At 37.0% G+C, this 25857-nt stretch carries 20 protein-coding genes; 17 read left to right on the top strand and 3 right to left on the bottom strand.

Annotated elements, in window-relative coordinates; translation table 11 throughout:
• Nucleotides 1-11: 11 nt before the first annotated feature.
• The 11 genes from RAH34_RS01190 to RAH34_RS01140 all read left to right on the top strand — a co-directional run bounded on the left by RAH34_RS01190 (nucleotide 12) and on the right by RAH34_RS01140 (nucleotide 17750).
• Nucleotides 12-608 carry a hypothetical protein gene (locus tag RAH34_RS01190; RefSeq protein WP_114819025.1) on the top strand — a complete coding sequence of 199 codons (597 nt, stop codon included), beginning with the start codon at nucleotides 12-14 and terminating at the stop codon, nucleotides 606-608.
• Between the two features lie 180 nt (nucleotides 609-788).
• A complete protein-coding gene (locus RAH34_RS01185; RefSeq protein WP_306594884.1) occupies nucleotides 789-2138 on the top strand; it encodes an alpha-amylase family glycosyl hydrolase in 1350 nt (449 codons plus the stop codon).
• Between the two features lie 146 nt (nucleotides 2139-2284).
• On the top strand, nucleotides 2285-2725 hold the full coding sequence (locus tag RAH34_RS01180; RefSeq protein ID WP_114819026.1) for a hypothetical protein: 441 nt from the start codon (nucleotides 2285-2287) through the stop codon (nucleotides 2723-2725).
• 135 nt (nucleotides 2726-2860) lie between these two features.
• Nucleotides 2861-3655: a thymidylate synthase gene (locus RAH34_RS01175; protein WP_114819027.1), complete on the top strand. Its 795-nt coding sequence runs from the start codon at nucleotides 2861-2863 to the stop codon at nucleotides 3653-3655.
• Between the two features lie 225 nt (nucleotides 3656-3880).
• Nucleotides 3881-4099 (top strand): hypothetical protein, encoded by a 219-nt coding sequence (locus RAH34_RS01170; RefSeq protein ID WP_114819028.1) that lies wholly within the window; start codon nucleotides 3881-3883, stop codon nucleotides 4097-4099.
• Nucleotides 4100-4124: 25 nt separating this feature from the next.
• Nucleotides 4125-6635: a M1 family metallopeptidase gene (locus RAH34_RS01165; protein ID WP_114819029.1), complete on the top strand. Its 2511-nt coding sequence runs from the start codon at nucleotides 4125-4127 to the stop codon at nucleotides 6633-6635.
• A 170-nt stretch (nucleotides 6636-6805) separates the two neighbouring features.
• The gene (locus RAH34_RS01160; RefSeq protein ID WP_114819030.1) at nucleotides 6806-8134 is read left to right on the top strand and encodes a hydroxymethylglutaryl-CoA synthase family protein; all 1329 of its coding nucleotides are present in this window, start codon (nucleotides 6806-6808) and stop codon (nucleotides 8132-8134) included.
• Between the two features lie 400 nt (nucleotides 8135-8534).
• Nucleotides 8535-11369 (top strand): SusC/RagA family TonB-linked outer membrane protein, encoded by a 2835-nt coding sequence (locus RAH34_RS01155; RefSeq protein WP_306594883.1) that lies wholly within the window; start codon nucleotides 8535-8537, stop codon nucleotides 11367-11369.
• Nucleotides 11370-11393: 24 nt separating this feature from the next.
• Nucleotides 11394-12941, top strand: coding sequence for a RagB/SusD family nutrient uptake outer membrane protein (locus RAH34_RS01150; RefSeq protein ID WP_114819032.1), 1548 nt, complete (start codon nucleotides 11394-11396; stop codon nucleotides 12939-12941).
• A gap of 538 nt (nucleotides 12942-13479) precedes the next feature.
• A complete protein-coding gene (locus RAH34_RS01145; RefSeq protein WP_306594882.1) occupies nucleotides 13480-16275 on the top strand; it encodes a SusC/RagA family TonB-linked outer membrane protein in 2796 nt (931 codons plus the stop codon).
• A gap of 14 nt (nucleotides 16276-16289) precedes the next feature.
• On the top strand, nucleotides 16290-17750 hold the full coding sequence (locus RAH34_RS01140) for a RagB/SusD family nutrient uptake outer membrane protein (RefSeq protein WP_114819034.1): 1461 nt from the start codon (nucleotides 16290-16292) through the stop codon (nucleotides 17748-17750).
• Nucleotides 17751-17825: 75 nt separating this feature from the next.
• Here RAH34_RS01140 and RAH34_RS01135 read toward each other — a convergent pair whose 3' ends face one another.
• A complete protein-coding gene (locus RAH34_RS01135; protein ID WP_306594881.1) occupies nucleotides 17826-18749 on the bottom strand; it encodes a helix-turn-helix domain-containing protein in 924 nt (307 codons plus the stop codon).
• Nucleotides 18750-18932: 183 nt separating this feature from the next.
• Between RAH34_RS01135 and RAH34_RS01130 the strand changes: the two genes are divergently transcribed.
• The 3 genes from RAH34_RS01130 to RAH34_RS01120 all read left to right on the top strand — a co-directional run bounded on the left by RAH34_RS01130 (nucleotide 18933) and on the right by RAH34_RS01120 (nucleotide 22178).
• On the top strand, nucleotides 18933-20462 hold the full coding sequence (locus RAH34_RS01130) for an aldehyde dehydrogenase family protein (RefSeq protein WP_306594880.1): 1530 nt from the start codon (nucleotides 18933-18935) through the stop codon (nucleotides 20460-20462).
• Between the two features lie 208 nt (nucleotides 20463-20670).
• Nucleotides 20671-21705 (top strand): alcohol dehydrogenase AdhP, encoded by a 1035-nt coding sequence (gene adhP, locus RAH34_RS01125; protein WP_306594879.1) that lies wholly within the window; start codon nucleotides 20671-20673, stop codon nucleotides 21703-21705.
• Nucleotides 21706-21794: 89 nt separating this feature from the next.
• Complete coding sequence (locus RAH34_RS01120) at nucleotides 21795-22178, top strand: DUF779 domain-containing protein (RefSeq protein WP_306594878.1); 384 nt, start codon at nucleotides 21795-21797, stop codon at nucleotides 22176-22178.
• Between the two features lie 33 nt (nucleotides 22179-22211).
• On the opposite strand, the gene RAH34_RS01115 is transcribed toward RAH34_RS01120, so the two are convergent.
• Nucleotides 22212-22724, bottom strand: coding sequence for a hypothetical protein (locus RAH34_RS01115; RefSeq protein ID WP_306594877.1), 513 nt, complete (start codon nucleotides 22722-22724; stop codon nucleotides 22212-22214).
• Between the two features lie 28 nt (nucleotides 22725-22752).
• Nucleotides 22753-23952: a dicarboxylate/amino acid:cation symporter gene (locus RAH34_RS01110; protein ID WP_306594876.1), complete on the bottom strand. Its 1200-nt coding sequence runs from the start codon at nucleotides 23950-23952 to the stop codon at nucleotides 22753-22755.
• A gap of 93 nt (nucleotides 23953-24045) precedes the next feature.
• Between RAH34_RS01110 and RAH34_RS01105 the strand changes: the two genes are divergently transcribed.
• From RAH34_RS01105 to RAH34_RS01095, 3 genes are read left to right on the top strand one after another with little or no spacing between them, the layout of a single operon-like run.
• On the top strand, nucleotides 24046-24960 hold the full coding sequence (locus RAH34_RS01105) for a J domain-containing protein (RefSeq protein WP_306594875.1): 915 nt from the start codon (nucleotides 24046-24048) through the stop codon (nucleotides 24958-24960).
• Nucleotides 24961-24963: 3 nt separating this feature from the next.
• A complete protein-coding gene (locus RAH34_RS01100) occupies nucleotides 24964-25266 on the top strand; it encodes a chaperone modulator CbpM (protein WP_114819041.1) in 303 nt (100 codons plus the stop codon).
• 37 nt (nucleotides 25267-25303) lie between these two features.
• Nucleotides 25304-25834 carry a hypothetical protein gene (locus RAH34_RS01095; RefSeq protein ID WP_306594874.1) on the top strand — a complete coding sequence of 177 codons (531 nt, stop codon included), beginning with the start codon at nucleotides 25304-25306 and terminating at the stop codon, nucleotides 25832-25834.
• Nucleotides 25835-25857: the final 23 nt, after the last annotated feature.

Here is a 25857-nt window from a genome sequence, read left to right as displayed (position 1 = left end):
AAGAAACTGATATGGTTTACAAAATCCGCGTAATATTAGATGCGAAAGAGGATATTTTCCGTGATGTCGAAGTTAAGGGAAAACAAACGTTATGGAACTTACATTTAGGAATTAAAAGTGCATTCAGTCTGCAGGGAGATGAGCTTTCTACTTTTAATCTGTTGGAAGATGACGGAACAATCGTAAAAAGTGTCCCATTGGAAGATATGAGTGATGATGGTGATGGTGAGATCATGTCAGATGTTTATATTGATGAAGCTTTTGAAAATGTAGGAGACAAGGCACAGTTCCAGTATGGGCTTCTTGATCTTTGGGAATTCTTCTGTGAGCTTATTGAAGTGATCGAAGAAACAAAAGGCGTGAACTATCCAATCACAGTATACAGATTCGGAAATGTTCCGTTAAAGGCTCCTAGCAAAAACGGAAATGCAGGAGGTGGAAAAAAGAAGTCAGCAATGCCGTTGGTAGATGATGAGTTTGGTTTTGATGACGATTTCGGAGGAGGAAACTTTTCAGATGAAGATGATGACAACTTTGATGATGAGGAAGAGGAAGACTACAATGACGATGTCTTTGATGATGAGGATGACAATGACGACGAAAGATAGTCAATAAAATATATGAGCCCTGGGTTGTAACCCGGGGTTTTTTATGCCTGAAAAATTCGAATTCAAAAATAAGCTGATTGATGAATTTTCCTTTTTGTTTTATCATTTCTCCATGTAATAATTTCACGTTTTTACCTTTTCTCTCCAAAAACAATCCTTACTTTTGTTAAAAATAGTTTAATGAAAAAATTAATTTTGTTAGCTGTAATTGGTCTGGGAATTGTTTCCTGTACCACTCAAAAAAATATCCGGAAGATGACAGAACTGCCAAAAGATTGGAAACATACTACAAATATCTACGAAGTAAACATAAGACAATATACTCAGGAAGGAACTTTCAAAGCATTTGCAAAAGAGATGCCCCGCCTGAAATCGATGGGAATAAAAACCCTTTGGTTCATGCCTATCACACCCATTGCCCAGCAGAACAAAAAAGGAAGTCTGGGAAGTCCGTATGCCGCGGCAGATTACACCTCTGTTAATCCGGAATTTGGTACACTACAGGATTTTAAGGATATGGTGAATGAAGCCCACCGATTAGGATTTAAAGTAATCATAGATTGGGTAGCCAATCACACAGGGTGGGACCACGTTTGGACAAAAACACACCCTGAATTTTATCTTAAAGATCCTGACGGAAAATTCCATATTGCTTCCGGAATGGATGATATTATTGAATTGGATTATAAAAACCAGGAAATGCGACAGGCTATGATAGATGCTATGAAGTTCTGGGTGCAGGAAACCAATATCGACGGATTCCGATGTGACCTTGCTTCATGGGTAGAAGTTGATTTCTGGGAACAGGCACGTCCTGAAGTGGAAAAAGTGAAACCCCTTTTCTGGTTGGGAGAATTTGATGAGTTGGAAAGTCCCGAATACGGAAAAGTTTTTGACGCCAGTTATTCCTGGAAATGGATGCATAAATCTGCAGATTATTATAAAAATAATGAACCTCTTCAGGAATTAAAAGATCTTCTGAGACAGTATTCCAATATCGGAGATGCCTCAATGCGAGCCTGGTTTACCACAAATCATGATGAAAACTCGTGGAACGGGACCGAATATGAGAAATATGGAGTGATCACCAAGCCTATGGCAGTATTCTCTGCCACATGGAATGGTGTACCGCTATTATACTCAGGACAGGAACTTCCCAATATGAAGAGATTGGAATTTTTCGAGAAAGATGTTATCAAGTGGACGAATACGTATCAGGTTGCTGATTTCTATAAAACACTATTGGATTTAAAAGCTTCCAATCCAGCCTTAAGAGGCGGAGATGCTAATGTAACAACCTATCTTCTCAATACGACAGCCAATGATAAAATTCTCGCTTATGTAAGGAAAAATGGAAAAGATGAAGTGCTGGTAGTACTCAACATGTCAAAAGAACCGGTTAATTTCTCCATTGAAGACGACCATCTGTCCGGAACATTCAGAAATATTTTTGATAAAACAAAAAGAGATTTCAGCAACGGAAAAGACTTCAGTTTCAAAGTTTCTGATTATGCCGTATTTGAAAAATAAAAAGCAATGCCTTTGAAACTTAGCTTAAACAGTAAATTTTAACAATTTGTCTTTAAAGGTGCTCAATTCCCCTCCGCTGGAGGGGTGTCAAAATCTATGATTTTGACGGGGTGGTTTATCTGCCCGCAATAAAAAACAATCATCCAATGAACAAACAGGAAATAATCAATATCATAAAAGCAAAAGCGGCAGACAAAATCCGGTATTTTGAAAATCTTATTGCAGAAACAAGAGCTTCCAACAACGATACGAAAAGCTCAATGGGGGACAAATATGAAACCGGAAGAGAAATGCTTCAGCAGGAAATCAATAATCTGCAGAGACAGTTGAATGAGGTATTGAACCAGCAGGCTGTTTTGCAAAAAATAACATCTGATCCTTCAGAAAAAGTTCAGAACGGAGCTTTGGTAAAAACCGATAAAGGACTCTTTTACGTAGCAGTTTCTATGGGAGAAATTGTTTTTGAAAACCAGAAAATCATGACCGTTTCTGCAGAATCTCCTTTGGTTAAAATCATGTATAGTAAAAAGGCAGGAGAAAATTTCATTGTCAACACCATTCATCAGACTATTGAAAATATATGGTAAAATTAAGATCTGTTAGATTGCAGATATACAGTTGTTTAATAGAAAATAAACATTGTCTCTATAAAAAGCATTCATAAAAGTGAGTGCTTTTTTTGTTGGTTTTTACTAAATTTGGAACTTAAAATCTCATTCAAAATGCAAAACTACCTGGATCTTTTACAGCATATTTTAGACAACGGAACTGATAAAACCGACAGAACAGGCACTGGAACAAGAAGTGTTTTCGGTTATCAGCTGAGGTATGATCTGTCTAAAGGATTTCCTTTGGTAACCACAAAAAAAGTGCATTTGAAATCCATTATCTATGAATTGCTTTGGTTTCTGAAAGGAGATACCAATATTAAGTATCTTAAAGATAACGGAGTAAGCATATGGGATGAATGGGCCAATGAAAATGGAGATCTGGGACCTGTCTACGGAGCGCAGTGGAGAAGCTGGAGTGGAGCAGACGGAAAAGTGGTAGATCAGATTACAGAAGTAATCGATCAGATCAAAAAAAATCCGGATTCCAGAAGACTGATCGTATCAGCCTGGAATGTGGCAGAAATTCCTAACATGGCTTTGGCTCCTTGTCACGCTTTATTCCAGTTTTATGTAGCTGATGGTAAATTATCCTTACAGCTATATCAGAGAAGTGCCGACGTTTTCCTTGGCGTACCCTTCAATATTGCAAGTTATGCACTACTGTTGATGATGGTAGCCCAGGTTTGTGATCTTGAAGTAGGAGATTACGTTCACAGTTTTGGAGATGTTCATATCTACAACAATCATTTTGAACAGGTAAACAGACAGCTTGGAAGAGAACCAAAAGCACTTCCTACAATGAAACTGAATCCTGATGTTAAAGACATTTTTGATTTCAATTTCGAAGACTTTACGTTGGAAAATTATGATCCGCATCCAGGGATCAAAGCTCCTGTAGCGATTTAATATTTTTATATCTTTTTATTTTTTAAATTTACTTCTATTATTTTAACAGTAATAGAAGCATTATCTGTGCTCATAAGTCGGGAAATCAGAATATAAATCCTTTGGTAGACTTTCTTTTGACAATAGTTTCTTACATTTGAAAGAACAACTCCATCGGATCCTTTTTTGTAAAAGAATCTGTAGACTTGCAGTAAATCATAAATACCAAATGCTTAAGAACAAATTATGAAGTATTTAAAAATTAATATAGAAGACAAGGCAGATATGGAAGCATTGAAAAACGCAGTACTTCAATTGAAAGGTGTAGCATCCGCAGAAATAGTGGATGACGAAAATCCGGAAAGTGAACTCAAAAAAGCCTTCGCAAAAACGAAAGAACAGCTTAAAACAGGTGACTATGAAACATTAGTCAATGATATTTTCGACATTATCATCAAAAAATAATTCTAAAAAATAATAAAGTAGACCGATGAGAAAGGCCATTTTATCAATTGCTATACTTGGAATTTTATTTTCCGCCAATGTATCAGCACAAACTGAAACTTCAGGAAGGGAAAAAGTGTACAGAGCTACCCACACTAAAGTAACAGAACTTAAACACACCAAGCTAAAAGTAAATTTTGATTATCAGAAAGAACAGATGAACGGGGAAGAATGGCTTACTGCCTCTCCTTACTTCTATGCAACCAACGAGCTTACTCTTGATGCAAAAGGAATGCTGATTCATGAAGTGGCTCTTGATAACAGTGGCAAAAAATCTCCTTTAAAATACGAATACAAAGACGATATTCTAAAAATTACTCTGGATAAAACCTATCAGAGAAACCAGGATTATACCGTTTACATCAAATACACCTCCCGCCCGAATGAAGTGAAACAGGAAGGAAGTATGGCGATCAATGATGCAAAAGGATTGTATTTTATTAATGCTCAGGGAACAGAACCGGATAAGCCTACACAAATCTGGACACAGGGAGAAACCGAATCTTCTTCCGCATGGTTCCCAACAATTGATAAACCCAACCAAAAGACTACACAGGAAATCTATATGACAGTTCCTGATAAATATGTTACCCTTTCCAATGGTCTTATGAAAGATTCAAAAAAAGAATCGAACGGACTCAGAACAGATCACTGGGTGATGGATAAAAGACATTCTACCTATCTTTTCTTTATGGGTGTAGGAGAGTATGCAGTGGTAAAAGACAAATGGAAAAATATTCCGGTTGATTATTATATCGAAAAAGAATACGAACCCTATGCCAGGCAGATCTACGGAAATACTCCGGAAATGATCGACTTTTTCTCCAAAAAACTGAACTATGATTATCCATGGGCAAAATATGCTCAGATTTCAGGAAGAGATTATGTAAGTGGTGCGATGGAAAATACCACAGCCACACTTCATGGAAGCGATATCCTTCAGAAACCGGGACAACTTATTGATGAAAATACCTGGGAAGATACCATTGCTCACGAATTGTTTCACCATTGGTTTGGAGACCTGGTAACTGCAGAAAGCTGGAGTAATCTTACCGTGAATGAATCTTTTGCCAACTATTCCGAATACCTTTGGAATGAATACAAGTACGGAAAAGATCAGGCAGATTATCACCTGATGACTGATGTGAATAACTATCTTCACAACCCGGGCGATTTTAATAAAAACCTGGTGAGATTCAACTATGAATCCCGTGAAGATGTTTTTGATCTGGTAACCTATCAGAAAGGAGGTGGCATTTTAAATATGCTGAGAAATTATCTGGGAGATGACGCTTTCTTTGCCGGAATGAACGATTACCTGAAAACCAATGAATACCAAAATGCTGAAGCCCACCAATTAAGACTCTCTTTTGAAAAAGTTTCCGGGAAAGACTTAAACTGGTTCTTTAATCAATGGTATTTTGGAAGCGGAAACCCAAAGATTAATTATTCATCCACCTTTGAGCCGGTAAAAAAACAGGTTGCTGTAACCATTAATCAAACTCAGGAAAAACCATTTGAATTTCCTCTGGCAATAGATGTATACGATAACGGAAAACCTAAAAGATATAATGTCTGGGTAAATGCAGAAGCTAAAAATACTTTCAGTTTTGATGTTTCCAAGGCTCCGGATCTTATCAATATCAATGCGGACGGAGTTTTACTGGCTGATATTACAGATACTAAAACCCCGGAACAGAACCTGATGCAGTTTACCAATTCCAAAGAATTCAAAAGCAGATACCTGGCCTTAAACGGAATTAAAGATCAGGCCGGAAAAAGTCCTGCCGCTGTAAAATTATTGGCTGCCGCATTAAAAGATCCTTTCTTCAGAGTCAGAATAAAAGCATTAAACTTAATAGACCTTACTAATCCTGAACAAATGAAAGCATTGGGTGCTGAAGTGGAAAAAATGGCTTCCAATGATCCGAAAACGTTAACTCAGGCTGCGGCTATTGCGGCTTTAGGAAAAACAAAAGACAAAAAATACCTTCCTTTATTTGAAAAAGGATCGACTGCAGTTTCTAATGCTGTAAAAGGTAGTTCAATGGGAGCACTTCTTTCTATTGATCCGTCAAGAGCCGGCACTCTGGCTGATAAAATTGATATGAAGGGAGCTTCAGAAGAATTGCAGGCACAATTACTGCCCATTATTGTGAAAAACAAAATTACTTCCCAGATAGAAAATATTGCACCTCTTGTTACCTTTTATCCTTTTATTAAATTCCAGAATCCGGAATTGGGAAAAGCAGCTGAAGATGGTTTCAACTGGATCATGACCTCAGATAATCTGAAAGCAACAGAAAGCGTTACAAAAATAGCAGGATATGCCAAAAATCAGATGGCAGGCAATCCGCAAGCTAAAATGATGATGGTTCAGATGCTGAAAGATGGTTTGAGCAAAAAAATGGAACTGCTGAAACAGAATCCACAAAATGCAGCAAGTATCAACAAACAGATCGATGTCATTAATAAAGCTATTGAAAATTATAAGTAAATAAATGAAGCCGGCAGATTTGCCGGCTTTCTTTTGATCATGAAGTGTATATAAATTATTGGATTATCGTTTTTAAATACATTGGTTTTTAACGATGTTGCAAAAATTAGCATTTTTTACCACTGTTTTTTGCATTATCTTTCATAAATTCGTTTAAAATTTAGACAATTATGAGTTTTGGAATTGAAGCAGCGGGGTATTATGTGCCTGGTTTATATTTGGAAATTAAGGATTTAGCAGAAAAAAGAGGAATAGAACCGGCAAAATTGGAAAAAGGCTTAGGTCTTCATAAAATGGGACTTTCTGATGTTCACGAAGACGCTGCTACTTTTGCAGCAGAAGCATTACTGAAGCTTATAAAAGACTATCAAATCAATCCTGAAGAAATAGCAAGAGTATACCTGGGAACAGAAAGCGCTGTTGACGCTGCAAAACCTACAGCTTCCTATGCTGTACAAATGGTAGAAAAAGTTTTGGAAGAAGAATTTGGAACAAGATGCTTCAGAAACTGTGACGTACTTGATATGACTTTTGCCTGTGTAGGAGGAGTAGATGCATTGCATAACGCTCTGGATTTTGTAAGAGTAAATCCAGATAAAAAAGCAGTAGTCATTGCCAGTGATTATGCAAAATATGAATTGGCTTCTTCAGGAGAATACACGCAGGGAGGAGGCGCTGTTGCTCTGTTGGTTTCGTCAAAACCCGATCTTCTTGAAATAGAAAATAACTGGGGAGTTGCTTCAGAAAGTGTCTTCGATTTTTTCAAACCGAGAAGATCATATAATAAAGAAGATTTGAATGGAGCTCCGGAAGCCTATCCTGACAAGATTGAAATTTTCACGGATGAACCTGTTTTTGACGGACAATATTCTAACCAGTGCTATCAGGATAGAATAAAAGAAGCTTATCATCATTATAAAGAAATAACCGGACAGGAAAAGCCCTACGAAAACTGGCAGTATATTATTTTCCATCTTCCTTATGCCTTCCATGGGAAAAGGGTTTTTACAGAAATCTATAGCCTTGAGAACGGTCTTTCCTACGAAACAGCAGATGAACAAAAAGCTGTTGCTAAATCAGAAAACTATCTGAAACTTATTAATGATAAGATAGAAAAAACACAGAGAGCTTCTTCTGAGATAGGAAATATGTACACCGCTTCTATTTTTATGGCATTTCTTTCCGCATTAGAAACATCTTTTAACGAAAATGAAGATCTTTCTGGAAAAGAAATTGGTTTTGTAGGTTATGGAAGTGGTTCAAAATCAAAAGTATTTGCTGGAAAAGTTTCTGCGAACTGGAGAAAGGTAGCAGAAAAATGGAATTTGTTTGAAAGTTTGGCTCAAAGAACAGCAGTAAACTTTGAAACTTATGAAAAACTTCACAGAAAGCAATTGAAAGAATCTGTAAACAGTAATTATAAAGGTTTTGGGCTTGATTCTATTGAAGAGAAAAATCCGGTTTTAATCGGGGCAAGATACTATAGCTTTAAGAAGTAGTAGTTTACTATATATAAAAGAAAGCACCTCAAAATTTGAGGTGCTTTCTTTTTGGGAATATTTTTTATGTCATATTTTTATCATTTTGATACTTTTATGCGAATTTGTATTGCTTGATTTTGAATTTTTTTAAGATATTTTTTTTATTCTGTTAATTTTTTGTGCTGTTTTTTTTGATAAAGTTAAACCTTGTGGTTTTTTTTTCACTTGTTAAAATATAGTCAAATGTCTATTCTGATTTATTTTTTTAATTAATAATAATAATTCCCAATCTGGGCTGGCATTTATTTGTCTTTATTAAGAATTAAATATTTTTTAAGGTATTGTATTACAGTGTTTTGTGAGTTGAATCTGTTAAGGATTATTAACATATTTGCTCAGGATATTAAAAACTGTTAATATGAATGTGAAATCATGCGTACTAAGTGCCGGAGCTTTGTTCTTTATAGGACAGATAGTTGCGGGACAAAAATTGAAAAAGGATACTGTAAAAGTAAGAGATATTGATGAAGTGATTGTTCTTGGTTATAGGAGTATGACCAAGAAGAACGCTGCAACTTCAGTAGCTACCATTGACAGCAAAACTATAGAAAACAGGCCAAACGCCAATGTGATGAATATTATACAGGGACAGTTGGCCGGAGTAAATGTTACAGCGAGCACAGGGCAGCCTGGTGCAAAACCTACGGTTGTTATTAGAGGAGTAGGTACATATAGTGGTAATTCAGACCCTCTATATGTGATAGATGGGTTTCCTTCCAACAGTGATAATTTTAGGTCAATTAATCCCAATGACATTGATACATTTTCTGTATTGAAAGACGCAGCCGCTATTGCGGAATATGGATCTCGAGGATCAAATGGAGTTATATTGATCACTACTAAAAAAGGTAAATTTAACCAAAATATGCGTGTCAGGTATAGCAATCAGTTTGGTATTTCATTTTTACAAGATCCGAAATACAATCTTTCTGACTCTAAGGAATTTTTAAGTCTTCAAAAAATATATGGAGTAGGTGCTGGGGCTAAAATGACTGATGAGCAGATTGCAAGCTATAATATAAACACTGATTGGAAGAAAGTTTTCTTTAGGCCTGCTATTACTCAGAGCCATGACTTATCATTAGAATCTGGGGGAAGAAATATCAATTCATATACATCTATTGGTTATCTCGAAAATGAGGGAATTTTAAGAACAACTGGATTAAAGAGATTTACCGTAAGAAATAATATTAATGGCAAGAGTGAGAATGAACGCTTTAAGTACTCTTTGGTAACAGGGTTAGGTTTTTCAAAAAATAATGAAGCTATTCTTGATGCAGGAGCTGTTAACAGGAATTTTATTTTAGGTGCATACCGTTCTGCTCCATATTTATCTCCTGATTTATACCAAAATGGACAACAATTGTTTGATTTATATAGTAAAGATGGAACATTGTTATATACTCCTTTAATGCTAATGGATAAGTTAGTGAATTATAATAATCTTACAGAGGAAATGAGACTGGATATGGCTGCTAATTTATCTTATAAAATTACAAATGATTTAACAGCGAAAGCGAGAACGTCCGGACAGTATCTTAATACTTGGTTTAATCAGGCAGAATATCCACTTTCTTTTAATGCATTTTTATTTAAAGGAGCACAGGAGTTTTCAGGTTTTGAAGACATGAACCAAAGACGCGAGTTTTTATTTAATAATCTATGGCAACTTGAATATTTCAAAGCATTTGGAAAGCATACTTTTACTCTTCAGGGAAATGCAGAATATAACTATTCGCAGCTTAATACTAATAATAACAGACAGAAAGGCCTGGACCCCAAGACTTTTGTTCCTGGAACGGGATCCGGATATATTGCAGACACCTCAAATAATGATTTTTATGTTTCAGCAACAAGTGCTTCAAAGTTAAAATGGGCCATGATCTCATATTTTGCATCTTTAGATTATGATTTTAGTAAGAAGTATGGAATTACCGGAGTTCTTAGGAGAGATGGAACCAATAGATTTTTTGGAGATAAACAATGGGGTACTTTTTGGTCTGTAGGAGGGAGATGGAATATAGATGAAGAAGAGTTTATGCAAAACGTAAAATTTGTAGATGCATTTAAAATTCGGGCATCTTATGGAACACAAGGTAACCAGAGAATTGTTGATGGAAGTATTTATGCTGGATTAAATCCTCCTGCATATACTAATATATATTCTGTAACCAATAACACATATAGCGGAAACCAAGGGTATGCTATCGCTTTTGGTGATAAAGAGTTGAGATGGGAAACAACAAAACAGTACAATATTGGATCCGACTTTGAATTCTTTAAAAGGAGACTAAGAGGGTCATTTGATTATTATGTGAAAGATACTCATGATTTATACTTGCCTGATCCGACAGCACCAGTGTCAGGTACTTTAAGTATTGTGAGAAATACGGACGTTGTTTTACAAAATAAAGGTATTGAACTAAATCTGGCGTATGACGTAATAAGAAATAAAGAAAACGATATTTCACTAACTTTTAGGGTAAACGGGTCAATCAATAATCAAAATATAAGTGGCATTCAATCCGGTAATGGCAGGATAACTGACGGGCTGGTAGTAACTGAGAATGGAGGTCTTCTTAGAGAATATTTTTTGTATAAATATTTAGGGGTAAATCCTTCTGATGGTAATTTATTGTTTGAAGATGCTGATGGAAACCCTACAGAAAGTCCTAAGGATTCTGACAGAAAACGTATGGGAGTTAATAAATTACCAAAATATCAGGGAGGTTTTGGATTTGATTTTAGCTACAAAAACTTTTTTGTTTCGTCTACTTTTACATTTGTTGCTAAGCTGAAGCGCATTGATGGTGATATGTCTGATATATATAATCCTAATAATTTAGCTTCGTTTAACGTAGATCGGGATCTTTTAAATGCATGGACAACTACCAATACAAATACGGACGTGCCTTCTTTAAAAGCTGCTAATGTTGGATTGCAGGGAAATTCAGATAGATTTCTTGTAGATGCATCTTATCTCAGACTGAGAAATGTTCAGTTAGGATACAGAATTCCTAAAAGATTTCTGAAGGGCACCTTTATCAGTGATATGTCATTTACATTACAAGGCGAAAATCTATTGACCTTTACAAAATGGCGAGGCTATGATGTGGAAAGTCCAAACGGATCCGATCAACAGAGGTATCCTTCGCCTCGAGTTGTCACGTTTGGTTTTGACGTTAAATTCTAGTTTAATAAATTAAGATAAATTGCAATGAAAAAAATATTTAAATATATCGTAATAACATCGGGAATATTACTTACTTCCTGTGATAATGAGTTGATAAGTCCCTTTACACCCGGATCCTTAACTGAAGAAACAACTGTTACGCAATCTTCAGATCTTCAGAAACTTATGAACTCGACCTATAATCTCTTTTCTAATAGATCAGAAGCTGTGTTTACTTCTGTTTTTACTGACGAAGTTGGAATTGGATATGCGAACGGAGGACAAGGAATATCTCAAGAATATATCTTTTTAGTGGTTCCTTCTTCAGTTCTTGCTGCAAATATTTGGGTTGGCACTTATACAGCATTAGCAAGAGCTAACAGAGTCATTAAATATGCTGATAGTGTACAACCTGTTAGTACTGCTGATGCTGCATTAATCTCCCAATTGAAAGCTGAGGCTCTTACTATGAGAGCTTATGGACATTTAAGGATACTGGCTTATTATTCAACAAATTTAAAAGATGATAATGCTTTGGCAGGAATATTGGCAGATAGAATATTTGAATCTGCTGAAAAAGAAAATCCAAGAGTTAAGAACGGAGAATTTTATGCACAAATCCATAAGGACCTTGACGCTGCATTAACAATTTATAACGGTCTTACCGGATATACTCCAAACAATAGTTTTGCTAATAAAAACTTTGCAAAGGGTTTAAAAGCCCGCGCTTATGCCTATAAAGGTGATTTTGTTAATGCCGAAAAGTGGGCGGATGATGTAATTAATACATCCGGTGTTACTTTAGCCAATCAAGCGGACTACAGGAAAGTTTTTTTTACTGATAATGAACCAGCCAATAAAGAGGTTATTTTCAGATTAAAGAGAACAGCCCAACAAAACTCACAAGCAACTAATTTACATAATGGATGGTGTTCTGTTGCTCCTAATTTAAATGGTTCTCCATTATACGAAGTAAGTCGTGCTTTGTTTAATATTCTGAATCAAAACTCAACTGATGTGAGACGAAATGTAATTGTAGCACCATCTTCTGTTATTGATCCCAACTATGCAACCTCTGCTGATTACAGAAACACAGACAAGCTAATTATTCAGAAGCATGGAGGGACTGAGTCTGGTACTGTTACTGCTGCCACTACAGGAACGAATGGTTTTAATAATGATTTTAAAATAATGAGGATCTCCGAAATGTACCTTATTAAAGCAGAAGCTAGAGCTGCGGCTGGAGATTTACTTGGAGTAGGGCTGGCATTAAAAGCTATTCTAGACGCTAGATTTCCTGTTGCACAAACTCCTCCTGTATTTACAAACGTGACAGCTGCCTGGGCAGGTATTTTGAAAGAAAGGAGATTAGAATTAGCATATGAAGGACACCGTTTTATAGACATGAAAAGATTGGGAATATTAGCTAATGTTACTATTGATAGGGATCCGGCTGATTATTCTTCAAGTTCCGCTAATTATCCTGCAGCGAATCCGGTCAATCTTCCTAATAACAGTTATAAGTTTGCATTACCCATCCCGCAAGATGAGCTAAATGCAAACCCAGGAATTGTTCAAAACCCAGGATATTAAAGGCAAAACTATAATTTATAATAATTATACATAACGTGCCAAAACGCTTTTTATTTTTATTATTATAAATTAAAAAATCAAAAGATCTCAACAGATTGAGAGATATACTTCGTTAACATTTTTTTTATATTAATCAACATGAGCCCCTTTGAAAAAGAGGGGTTTCATGCTTTTATGAATGTAATTTTTATATAAAAATTAAGAAAATAGACCATTTTTTTCTCCATTTTCCTAAAATTAACTAACCGGTTTGTTTTAATTTTTTAGCTAAAAAGCTATTTTGACTTTATTTTTTTAACCTATTGTTTATTCTTGAAGTAAATTGATTTTAATTTTCAAATTTATTAAAATTCCGTTAATATATAAATTGACTTATTTTTTGTTAATTTTTTAAATACAATTAAAATGATTCTCCATCATTTTTTAAGTATCAATGTGAATTTCCCCTTTATGGAAGCCTGTTTTCAGCGTTTAATGAATTGACGGTATAGATATTTATCTACATATTTGTCCCTTGAATATATTAAAATCTGTTAATATGAATGTGAAGTTACATGTATTAAGTGCAGGAGCTTTGTTTTTTTTGGGACAAGCTGCTTTTGCGCAAAAATCTAAGAATGATTCTGTTCTGAAGGAGAATAAGATCGATGAGGTAATCGTTACTGGATACCAGAAGAAAAAAGCAGATGAAATTACCCAGGCTCAGGCTGTTGTTGGGGGTGACGAAATCAGAAGAAACTCTCCTACAACATCTATTGGTAACTCTTTACAGGGTAGAGCTTCAGGGGTATTTGTACAAAGTACTACCGGGCAGCCAGGTGCTGCTGCTACCATTCAGGTGAGAGGTATTGCCGGTGTTGGTGGTTCTTCAGAGCCTACTTATGTGGTAAATGGTATGTATATGACTGCAAGACAGTTTAGTGCAATCAACCCTGCAGATGTTGAGTCTATTTCAATTCTTAAAGATGCAGCTGCTACAGCACAGTATGGTGCGAGAGGAGCAAATGGGGTAGTAGTAGTAACTACTAAAGCCGGAAAAGCTGGGAAAACTCACTATTCATTCGAAACTAAGTTTGGTTTCAGTGAAAAGCTGAGAGACAAAAATTATACCATGATGAATTCCAGGGAGTTGATGGATTTCCAGAATCAATTAGGGTACCTTGGATTTAAGCCAAGATCTCAACAGGAAATCGATGCACTTGCTGGTTATGATCACAACTGGCAGAAAGATCTGTTAAAGCCTTCAAGCATCCAGTCTTACTTATTCAGTGCGCAGGGAGGGTCTAGAGAAAGTACTTTCTATTACTCTTTAGGATATGATTCTGATAACGGGATTATCAGAGATATCGACGGACTTAAGAGATATACAGGTAACTTTGGATTTACCAATAAACTGAGTGAAAAGCTAAACGTAGGAGTCAACCTTGGGGTTCAGTATCAGGAAACTCAGAATTTCAGAGACAGAAACAACACACAGAACCCATTTGCAGCCATGTATAAATATGCCCCATATGAGCCGGTTTATAATGCAGATGGCAGCTACAACCAGACTATGAGAGCTGGTTCCAACGTTGTTGAGCAGATCCGTACTAATAGATCAGATGATCAGAGACTGAGAATTCCGGTAACTTTATTCGCTGAATATAAAATTATCGATGGACTGAAGTTTAAGTCAAACTTTAATGGACTTTTCGATTGGTACATGAGAACTCGATGGATGCAAAAAGGTTCAAACCTGGATATTACAGTGAACAAAGTTCCTACAGGTTCATTGAACAAAGACTCATTCTACACATTTAACTATACCTGGAATAACTCCATTAATTATAAAAAATCATTTGGAGGTCACAACTTTGATTTCTTAGGATTTATCGAATATAACGATAACTACAATGAAACAATGAATGGTGGTGCTTACGGATTGAAATCTCCGGTAATCAATGTTCCATCGATTACAACACCATCTGACAGAAATACATTTACTGGGGTTAAGGTAAGAAATACCCTGTTCAGTTTAGCGGGTATGTTAAACTATGATTATGAAGGCAGATATTTGGTAACAGGATCATTGAGAAGAGACGCTTCATCAAGATTTGGTGCCAATAACCAAAGTGGTATTTTCTGGTCTGCAAGTGCAGCCTGGAATATCGCGAAGGAAGACTTCATGAAAGGTGGGTTTATTAATGATTTAAAGCTTAGAGGATCTTACGGTACAACAGGTAACGATGGTACTTTGCCTGATTACTATAATGTCAATAATATCAGCTACGGTTTATATGGTGCTAATGGTATCTCATATCCTAGTACGCTTTCACAAGGTAATTTTATTATTGGGAACAGCAATCTTAAATGGGAATCTAACGCGATTACCAACTTAGGGGTAGATTTCACAATGTGGAACAGAAGAGTTCGTGGATCCGTAGAAGTATATAAAAACAAGAGAAAAGATTTCGTACAGCTTGTTCCTTTGGACAAACAGGAAGGAGGATACTACCAGTATATCAATGCGGGAGATATGTCTCAGAAAGGTCTTGAAGTTGAGCTTAGTGTAGATGTAATCAAAAAGAAGGATTTCCAATGGAACTTACATGCTAACATATCTTTCCAGAAGTCAATTCTTGATAAGCTAGCAGACGGTCAAACACAAAGAAACTTAGGAGATACGTATTTAAAAGTAGGTGAGACTCCATATGTATTCTATAATGTAAGATTTGCCGGAGTAGATCCAAGCAATGGAAAAGCATTATATTATGATAAAGAAGGAAATGTTACTGATGTTTACAGTGCATCTAATGCAGTTCCTCTTACTGATAAATCTCCGTTCCCAAAAAGTTTTGGTGGATTCGGAACAACCGTTCAGTACAAAGGACTTGATTTCAGCGCAGATTTCTCATTTAAACTAGGTGGTTATACTTATAACAATATGTATGCTGCTGCTGTTGATCCAACATTGGCTGTTGCAGGTAGAAACATGGCTCAGGCTGCTGCTCAGGTTTGGAAAAATCCGGGAGACACAGGAGTATTCCAGAAAGTTGACTCAAACGGTATGCGTGATTCTGATCAGTGGATCGAAAAATCAGATTACTTAAGATTAAGATCACTTACATTAGGATACACATTTGATAAAGCGTTCCTTGGTGAAGGATCTCCTATCAATAAGCTTAGAGCATACGTACAGGGACAAAACTTATTTACAGTGACTAAATTCCACGGAGAACCTGAAGTTTCAGTAGGATCAGATGAATCTACAGCTTTGTTCGTTCCAGGAGCATATAACCTTTATACTTACCCTGCTGTAAGAACAATCCTGGTAGGACTGCAATTAGAATTTTAATATTGAATAGCCTTATGAAAAAGAATATAATAAAAATAAGTTTAGCTGCGTTAACCATCTTTGTTTCGTTAACGTCTTGCGACAGAAATTTAGATCAAATCTCATCAATCAATGAAGATCAGGAGCAGGCAATGACCAGACCTGAAACCTTCAGACAAGCTATGGATGGTGCCTATACAGCGCTTAAAGGAGCCGGATATTATACCAGTGATACAGGAAACCAGCTTATCATGGGAGATCTTACCACTGATAATCTTGTTCGTACAACTACAGGAAGAAATACCAATCTGGCTGCTTCGAACTTTGAATTCTCATCCGATAATTCACAGACAACAGGATTGTATACTGCTGCTTATCTTGTGATCAGCAGAGCTAACTTTGTTTTGAAATATATCAATAACGGAGTATTATCTGGAACACAGAAAACAAATTTGGAAGCTGAAGCAAGAGCATTAAGAGCAATAGCTCATTTTGATATTGTAAGAGCATATTCTCAAATTCCAACTCAATCTGCAGGAGCTAAAAATACAATCGGAATTTATTATTCAGAGACTTATTCTCCCCTAAATAATACATCATCAAGAAATCTTACCGTTGATCAGGTTTATGATAAAGTGATAGCAGATTTATTATTTGCTGCGGATAATATTACTCAAAATGATCTGGATAAAGGAAGATTGAGCAAAGCTGCCATCTATGGACTATTGTCAAGAGTAAACCTTTACAGAGGAGACTATGCTAACACCATCAAATATGGTGAGCTGGCATTGGGTATTTCTTCAAGTGTTACTCAGAAATCTAATTTTTATAAGATTTGGAAAGAAAAAGAAGGAGATATTAATGATGGTGTTTTATTCCAGGTATCGAATTCCGCAGCTGAGCAAAACACAGTAGGAGTTGCTTACAATCAATCTGTTCCGGCGTTAAGATCAGAATTTGTTGTAGATTATGACTTATATACTGCATATACAGATAATGATGTAAGAAAATCTGCTTATTTTACTACAGATGTATATAGTAAACAAAAGTATAATCACGTTACAAAATACTCAGGTATTACCGGTTTGCCATCTAATATCGTTCCGGTAAGATATTTAAGAGGAGCAGAAGTGCTGCTAAACGTTGCTGAAGCATATTACAGAACAGGTAATGGTGCACAGGCTTTAGTTCTTTTAAATAAATTGAGAGCTGAAAGATATACTGTATTTACTCCTGGTACAGAAACGGGACAGGCACTTTTAGATGCTATCCTGAAAGAAAGAAGACTGGAGCTTGCCTTTGAAAATGACAGATGGTATACATTGAAGAGATTAAACCTTGCCATTCAGAGATCAGGTAAAGGAGATCTTTTTGATGGTACAGGTACCCCTGCAGTTGCACAGACTCTTGAAGCTGGAAGCTACAAGTGGCAGTGGCCAATTCCTATTTCTGCTATTCAGGCAAACCCGAATATTAAGCAAAATGACAAATATTAAGATTTAATTTTAATATATTTTTTAAGAAGAGTCCCAGAAATGGGGCTCTTTTTTATTGCTATTTTTAGCAATACATTATCTCATTACCCTACGGTCCTGGTAACTTTTCGGAGTGACACCTTCCAGTTGCTTAAATACCCTTGTGAAATAGTTGGTATCTGAAAATCCCGTCTGAAAAGCGGTTTCCTTAATGCTGGTCTGGCTGGCCAGTAATTCTTTGGCTCTGGTAATTCTTTCCTGCAAAATAAAATCATTCGGGGAAGTTCCCAGTTCATCTTTAAACATTTTAAAGAAATTCGACTTGCTTACATACGCCAGCTTGGCAATACTGTCAATAGACAATTTCTGGTGCAGATTTCTTTTAATATAATCTACCACAAAACCTATCCTGGATTTATTTTTAACAATATTCTTTTCCACCATGCCTCTTGCCTGGGTCTGCATCAGTCTGATCAGAAGTTCCTTCAGTGCAAAATCTGCCATGATATCCTTTTGCGAATTATCATCCATCGCAATTCTCATGATATTGTTGGTAGCAGAAGCCAGTGCTTTATTATTAAACAGAAAATACTCATCCAGCTGAATATTCCATTGTGAAGTTTCATCCACCTTTGGAAGATGATAATTCAGGTAATTGAGAGAATCCTCAATAAAGTCAGGATTAAGGCTTAAAGAAATACATTGTGTTGGCGTTTCATCCGCTTCAGGAAAATCAATCACCATCGTTTCTCCGGGAGCAACAAGGATACTTTCCCCCGGATAGTAATCAAAATAATTGGTCTTCTTATCCAGTTTCATATGTTTCTTCCCTCTCAGCATTGCAGTAAATGCAATGTTTTCGAAATGAAGTTTTACATCAAACGCCGCCTTATGAGTCTCATAAATACTGAACTCACAATTGTTTAGATTGAACTTCGTCTGGTTTTCAACAAGACTCAATAGTTGGTTTTCCTTACGCAATTCAGGAGTATTTAATAAAATCTTACTATTGTTATTCATTTCTAAATTTTTTTGAAAAGGAACTAACTCAAATATAGAAAATTTGAGAGTACGTTGCTGTTAATAAAATACTAAAATTGAAACCCTTGCACTATTTTCCACTTTTTTTATACGATTGTGCTATACTCTTTTTGGCTTCTCAGTGTAATTTGGCGTTATCGAAAAAATAAAAACAATACTAATATGAGCACTATTACAGAACCAAGATCAACGACACTTTTACAGCGTCCGGAGTTTAAAAACAGATATGATAACTATATTGACGGAAAATTTACTCCACCTGTTAAAGGACAATATTTCGACGTAGTTTCTCCGGTTGATGGGAAAAAATTCACCCAGGTAGCACATTCGTCCAAAGAAGATTTGGAGCTAGCGGTAGACGCCGCTGAAAAAGCATTTCACACATGGAAGAACACTTCTTCCACAGAAAGAAGCATCATTCTCAACAAAATTGCAGACAGAATAGAACAGAATTTGGAATACCTGGCAACAGTAGAAACAATAGATAACGGAAAGGCCGTAAGAGAAACGCTGGCAGCAGATTTACCTCTGGCCATTGATCATTTCAGATACTTTGCTTCCGTCATCCGTGCTGATGAAGGATCGCATAACGAATTGGATAAAGACACCGTTTCCTTAATCGTTCACGAACCTCTTGGAGTCATTGCACAGATCATTCCATGGAATTTCCCGATACTAATGGCAGTGTGGAAACTAGCTCCTGCTTTGGCCGCAGGAAACTGCGTTGTTTTGAAACCGGCAGAAAGCACACCTGTTTCCATTATGGTTTTAATGGAATTGATTGGCGACCTTTTACCGGCAGGAGTTATTAATATTGTCAACGGATTCGGAGCAGAACTTGGAAGAGCGCTCGTGACCAATCCGAAAGTAGCCAAAGCAGCATTTACAGGTTCTACCGCTACCGGCCGTCTGGTAATGCAATACGCTACAGAAAATATTATTCCGGTAACGTTGGAATTGGGAGGAAAATCCCCGAACGTTTTCTTCAACTCTGTAATGGATGCAGATGATGAATTTTTAGATAAAGCCATAGAAGGAGCCGTTCTTTTTGCCCTTAATCAGGGAGAAATCTGTACATGTCCTTCAAGACTTCTTGTTCAGGAAGGTATTGCAGATGCCTTTATCGAAAGAGTGATTGAAAGAGTAAAAGCCATCAAAGTAGGCAATCCACTGGATAAAACCGTGATGATGGGAGCACAGGCTTCACAGATTCAGAAAGATAAGATCCTTTCCTATATTCAGTTGGGAATAGACGAAGGAGCAGAAGTGCTTGTAGGAGGAGCAGTAAACGATCTGGGAGATGATCTTGAAGGCGGATACTACATCCAGCCTACGATCTTCAAAGGAAACAACAGAATGAGAATCTTCCAGGAAGAAATCTTCGGTCCGGTGCTGGCATTTACCACTTTCAAAGATGAAGAAGAAGCTGTAAAAATTGCCAATGATACCATCTATGGACTTGGAGCAGGAGTATGGACCAGAGATGCTCACCAGTTGTACAATATTCCACGCCAGATTGAAGCAGGAAGAGTATGGGTAAACCAATACCACTCTTATCCGGCCGGAGCACCTTTCGGAGGTTACAAGCAATCCGGAATCGGAAGAGAAAATCATAAAATGATGCTCGATCATTACCGTCAAACCAAAAACATGCTGATTTCTTATAACAAGAATAAGTTAGGTTTCTTTTAATATTATGTAGGACGTGCCCGATTGCCTTGGCTTTATCCAGGGCAACACGGTCGGGCTATCCAGGGCTGCACTTCGTTTCGGTGCTCCATTGCATTCCGCACCGGCTCGTTCCTCGCCGCCCTTCCTATCCCTCACGCAGAAAAATTATCTGGTCAAACATGGAGATAAAAACAAATAACCCCAAATAACTCAATCCAAAAAAGAAAATATGATTCCAAAAACAATGAAAGCGGCAGTAGTTCAGGGCTACGGTCAGCCTTTGAAAATAGAAGAAGTACCTGTAAGGGAACCCGGAAGATATGAAGTGCTTGTTAAAGTCATCGCCTGTGGAGTTTGCCACACAGATTTACATGCGGTAGATGGCGACTGGCCTGCAAAACCCAAAATGCCTCTTATCCCCGGACATGAAGGAGTTGGTATTGTGGTAGCCTGCGGACCGGAAGCTTTTGTAAAAGAAGGAGATGCCGTAGGAGTTCCATGGTTGTACAGTGCATGTGAATGCTGCGATTATTGTATCACAGGCTGGGAAACCCTTTGTGAAGCCCAGAAAAACGGAGGTTATAGCGTAGATGGCGGATTTGCAGAATACGTCATTGCAGATTCAAGATATGTAGGACATTTAAAATCCGATGTTAACTTTCTTGAAATTGCGCCTATTTTATGTGCCGGAGTCACAGTTTACAAAGGATTGAAAGAAACAGAAACAAAACCCGGAGAATGGGTAGCCATTTCAGGAATCGGAGGACTGGGGCATGTAGCCGTTCAGTATGCCAAAGCAATGGGAATGCACGTAGCTGCTATTGATGTAGCAGACGATAAGCTTGAGCTTGCAAAAAAATTAGGAGCAGACCTTGTAGTCAATGCGAAAAACACAGATCCCGGAGAATATTTGCATAAAGAAGTCGGCGGAATGCATGGTGCTTTGATTACCGCAGTTTCACCTATCGCTTTCAAGCAGGGAATCGATGTATTGAGAAGAAAAGGAACCATTGCTCTCAATGGACTTCCTCCCGGATCTTTCGAACTTCCCATATTTGAAACCGTTCTGAAAAGAATTACCGTTAGAGGTTCTATTGTAGGAACAAGAAAAGACCTGCAGGAAGCACTGGATTTCGCTAATGAAGGATTGGTAAAAGCTACAGTTACTTCTGCAAAATTAGAAGATATCAATGATGTTTTTGATAAAATGAAAAAAGGACAAATTGACGGTAGAATCGTTTTAGATATTGCCGGCTCAAATTAATTTGATGATGTGTTGCTGATCCCGGTTAGAATGTACTTTACCGGGATCTTTTATCAGTATAAGGTTGGCATTAAACCAAAATAAAAACAATGGAAACAAAAATATCAAGACTCTCCGCAACGGAACAGGCTCTTGAAGTAATTAACAGGCTGGAAGAACAATATGGTCCTCTGATGTTTTATCAGGCAGGAGGATGTTGTGAAGGAACCCAACCGCAATGCTTCGAAAAAGGAGGATTCTTTCCCAGAATGAACGATGCCATGATCGGTACTATTAACGGGCATGAGTTCTGGATAGACCGAGACCTTTTTGAATACTGGAAATATTCACATTTTACTCTGGATATAACAGATGGTTTCGGACCTGGTGGATTTTCACTGGAAACTCCCTTGGGAAAAACGTTTAAAGTTCATTACAGGCTTTTCACTCCTGAAGAATATGAAAACCTGGAACCGATAAAGCGCAGTGAATAAAAAGCTTCTAAATCAAAAATGATAGGCTAAGAATTAAGGTTTTTGAGCAATATAAATAAGCTCTCTTTCAAATTCATATTTCCCTCTCGAAATTCCTCTTTTTAAGATAAAATATTGAGTAATTGCTATTACTAAAGCGACTGCCCCGGCCATAAGACCTTGCTGACCTCCTGTTATACTGACAAATGTTATCACAAAGCAAAAACACAAAATGAGAAACCAATTCAAAATCTGAAATCCTGAAGGGAAAAATTCTATCACTACAGATGATATCCCATTGTTGTCAGAAATAGTTCCATGAAACACAGGATTACTTCTGTTCATATCAAATAGCCTTCCTCTTCTTTTGGTTGTAAAACTGTTTGCATCAATCATTCCCCGGTATTCAAAACGGGTAGGAATTGTGGTGTCTTTTTCTAATGATATGAAAGTAGTATTGGTTTTATAAGTGACTTTCATTAATCTCTGTACCAGTTCTGCACTATTGATATTGAGATCAATAATGAGGCTGTTGTATAAGCCAATGCTTTTGAAAAATGAGTTCATGGGTTAAAAGAAAATGGTTAAACTACAGTCAGACTTTCACAAACCGGTTAACAAACATAGCGGCAACGATATCTCCTACAGCGTTCAGAACAGTAGCCAGAGGATCTACCAAAGTCCCGATGATCATTACGGCAGGAATGGCTTCCTGAGGAAGTTTATAAACAGAAATCATCAGCATTTCCCCAATATATCCGCCATTAGGAATACCTCCGGCGACAATACTCACAAAAACGGTAATTCCTAAAGCTAAAAGCAGATTGGCTGGATCGAAAAAATCTTTTCCAATAATTAAAAATGCCACATAGATCTTGATAATCGAAGACATTGAAGACCCGTTTTTGTGCAAAGTAGTCCCGATAGGAATCACCAGATTGGCAATAGAATTCGGAATTCCGATTTTGGAAGCGGCCTGTAAATTGGCTGGCATTGTTGCAAAACTGCTGCATGTGCTTATGGCGGTCAAAGTAGGGTAGATCGCATTGGTCCAAAAACTTTTGACTCCTTTTTGCCCATTCGCCATGAACGCATAGATAGAAAAGAACACCAGAAAATAAATAACTCCTGCAATATAATATAACCCTAAAGGTTTAGCATAAAATCCAAAAAGCTGTGGCCCTAAAGTCGCTACCTGATATGCAAAATAGGCGCCCAGACCAATAGGTGCCAATTTCATAACCAGCAAAAGAAGTTCTTTCATCACTTCATACCCTGAAGCAATAAAAACCCTGAAAGGCTGTCCCTTTTCTCCTGTTTTTCGGGCTGCAAATCCTGTCAGAAAAGCAAATACCAGAAGAGCCAGCATATTCCTTCTTGAAAAAAGCTCCGTAAATTCTCCCACCGTAAAGAAACTTACAATTCTGTTGCCCCATGTATCCTCATTGGCCGCTTCCGTAATCATCTCAGAACTCCCTGAAACACCCGAAACCGGGAACAGATATACTGCACAGATCGTAAAGACTGCTGCCGTAAGAATAAAAAATAAAAAGGTAAGGGCCATCACAAGAATGATCTTACCGAATTTAGACTGCTGCTCCAGAGAAGCAATAGAGTTGGAAACGGCAAAGAATACCAAAGGAACTACACTCACAAAAAGAAGATTCAGAAAAATATCTCCCAAAGGTTTAATGTATTCCACAAAACCGGGAGCAACAATTCCAATGATGCTTCCAATAGTGATTCCCAAAAGTAGAAATATGATTCCGGAGTAGTTTTTCAATACATCTTTCATGTATGGCTTTTTATCAAAGATAGGTTTATTTTTAACATTCTGTTATACAATTTTCAGACCTAAAATTCATAAATTTGGGTAAACCACATTTCTATGGCTTATATAGATTACTATAAAATTTTAGGCGTAGATAAAAACGCAACACAGGATGATATCAAAAAAGCCTACCGAAAATTGGCCAGAAAACATCATCCCGATCTCAACCCCGGAGACAAAGAAGCAGAAAAGAAATTCAAAGAACTGAATGAAGCGAATGAAGTTCTGAGTAATCCGGAAAACAGATCAAAATATGACAAGTACGGAGAAAACTGGAAGCACGGCGAAGAATACGAAAAAGCCCAACAGCAGCAACAAAGACAGTATCAACAGCAAAGTTATAACGGAGGTTATTCCGGTGCAGACTTTGGTGGAGGTGAAGATTTCTCAGATTTCTTCCAGGATATGTTTGGCGGTGCAGGCGGTGGATTTGGCAGAAGTTCAAGAGGAAGAGCCTCCGGTAAGTTCAAAGGACAGGATATCACTGCCGAATTGAATCTCAATTTAAGAGACGCTGCAACCACGCATCCGCAAACTTTTGAAATCAATGGAAAGAAAGTAAGAATCACCATTCCTGCAGGAGTGTATGACGGACAGCAGATTAAGTTAAAAGGACATGGAAACCCCGGAGTAAACGGTGGTCCAAACGGAGATTTATATATCACCTTCAATATTCCTGCTGATCCGGATTTTGAAAGAATAGGTGATGATCTAAAGACCAAAGTAACCATCGATCTGTACACAGCCGTTTTGGGTGGCGAAGTAAAAGTGCATACGCTCAATGGAAGTGTAAACCTTAAAGTAAAACCGGAAACCCAAACCGGAATGACAGTAAGGCTCAAAGGAAAAGGTTTTCCTGTCTATAAAAAAGAAGGAGAACACGGTGATCTTTTTGTAACCTACGAAGTGAAACTGCCAACCAACCTTACTGAGAAGCAGAAAGAACTTTTTGAACAACTAAAAAATTCCTAAGCTATGAGTGAAAGAATATCACGGGAAGAACTCGTAAAAATCTATAATATAGAAATCACTTTTTTTGATGAGCTTGTAGACTATGGGCTGCTGAATATTCAGATTGAAAACAATATTCATTATCTGATGTATGAAGATCTGCCCGATCTGGAAAAATTTGCCAACTGGCATTATGATCTTGAAATTAATCTGCCTGGTCTTGAAGTCATTTATAATATGCTGAAAAAACTGGATGCCCTGAACCGAAGAAACAGAGAACTGATGAATAAACTTTCTGCCATAAGTGATCAATATGAAGATATTTAGTTTAGTTTTGTAGCTTTTTAAAGCAAACTCTATAATTATGAATGAAGAAAAGGTGATTGCACTAAAACCGGACAGGAAGATTTTTGAAGATATTTATTTTAGCGGTAATCAGGGAAGTCTGCTTTTTTCACCTACTACGAAAAGTAAAACGATTGTTACCATAGCTGCTGCAGTAATTGTTTTCATTGTTTTTCTTTTAAAAGATCTTATGAGTAAAGAAAATGCAGGCGTTTTATACTTCCTGAGTTTTATATTTTTGCTTTGTGCTGTTTTTTTATCCGTAAGCGTTAATAAAGTTTCAAGATGGAAAAAACAGGTGAATCATTATCTGAGCACGCTTGAAAGATGTAAAGTATACGAAATAAGATTTGATAATAACTTTTTCACAGTCAATATCGATGGGGAAAAAGAAACCAGCGAATGGAAAGATTTTGAATATTTCGACAGTACTCATGAATTTATTTCTCTTGAAGGAAAATACAGTTATATGTTTCCCAGAAAATCAATGAGTGAGAAAGAATACAGCTTTCTTAAGAATACATTGAAAGAGAAAGTTAAAACCGATTAATAAAAACAAAAACGGAGCAAAAT

Origin of the sequence: Chryseobacterium sp. WLY505 (assembly GCF_030846215.1) — a bacterium.
In the GTDB taxonomy this organism is placed as follows: domain Bacteria; phylum Bacteroidota; class Bacteroidia; order Flavobacteriales; family Weeksellaceae; genus Chryseobacterium.
The sequence above is the reverse complement of the archived record's forward strand: the minus strand, read 5'-3'. Positions and strand labels throughout refer to the sequence as shown.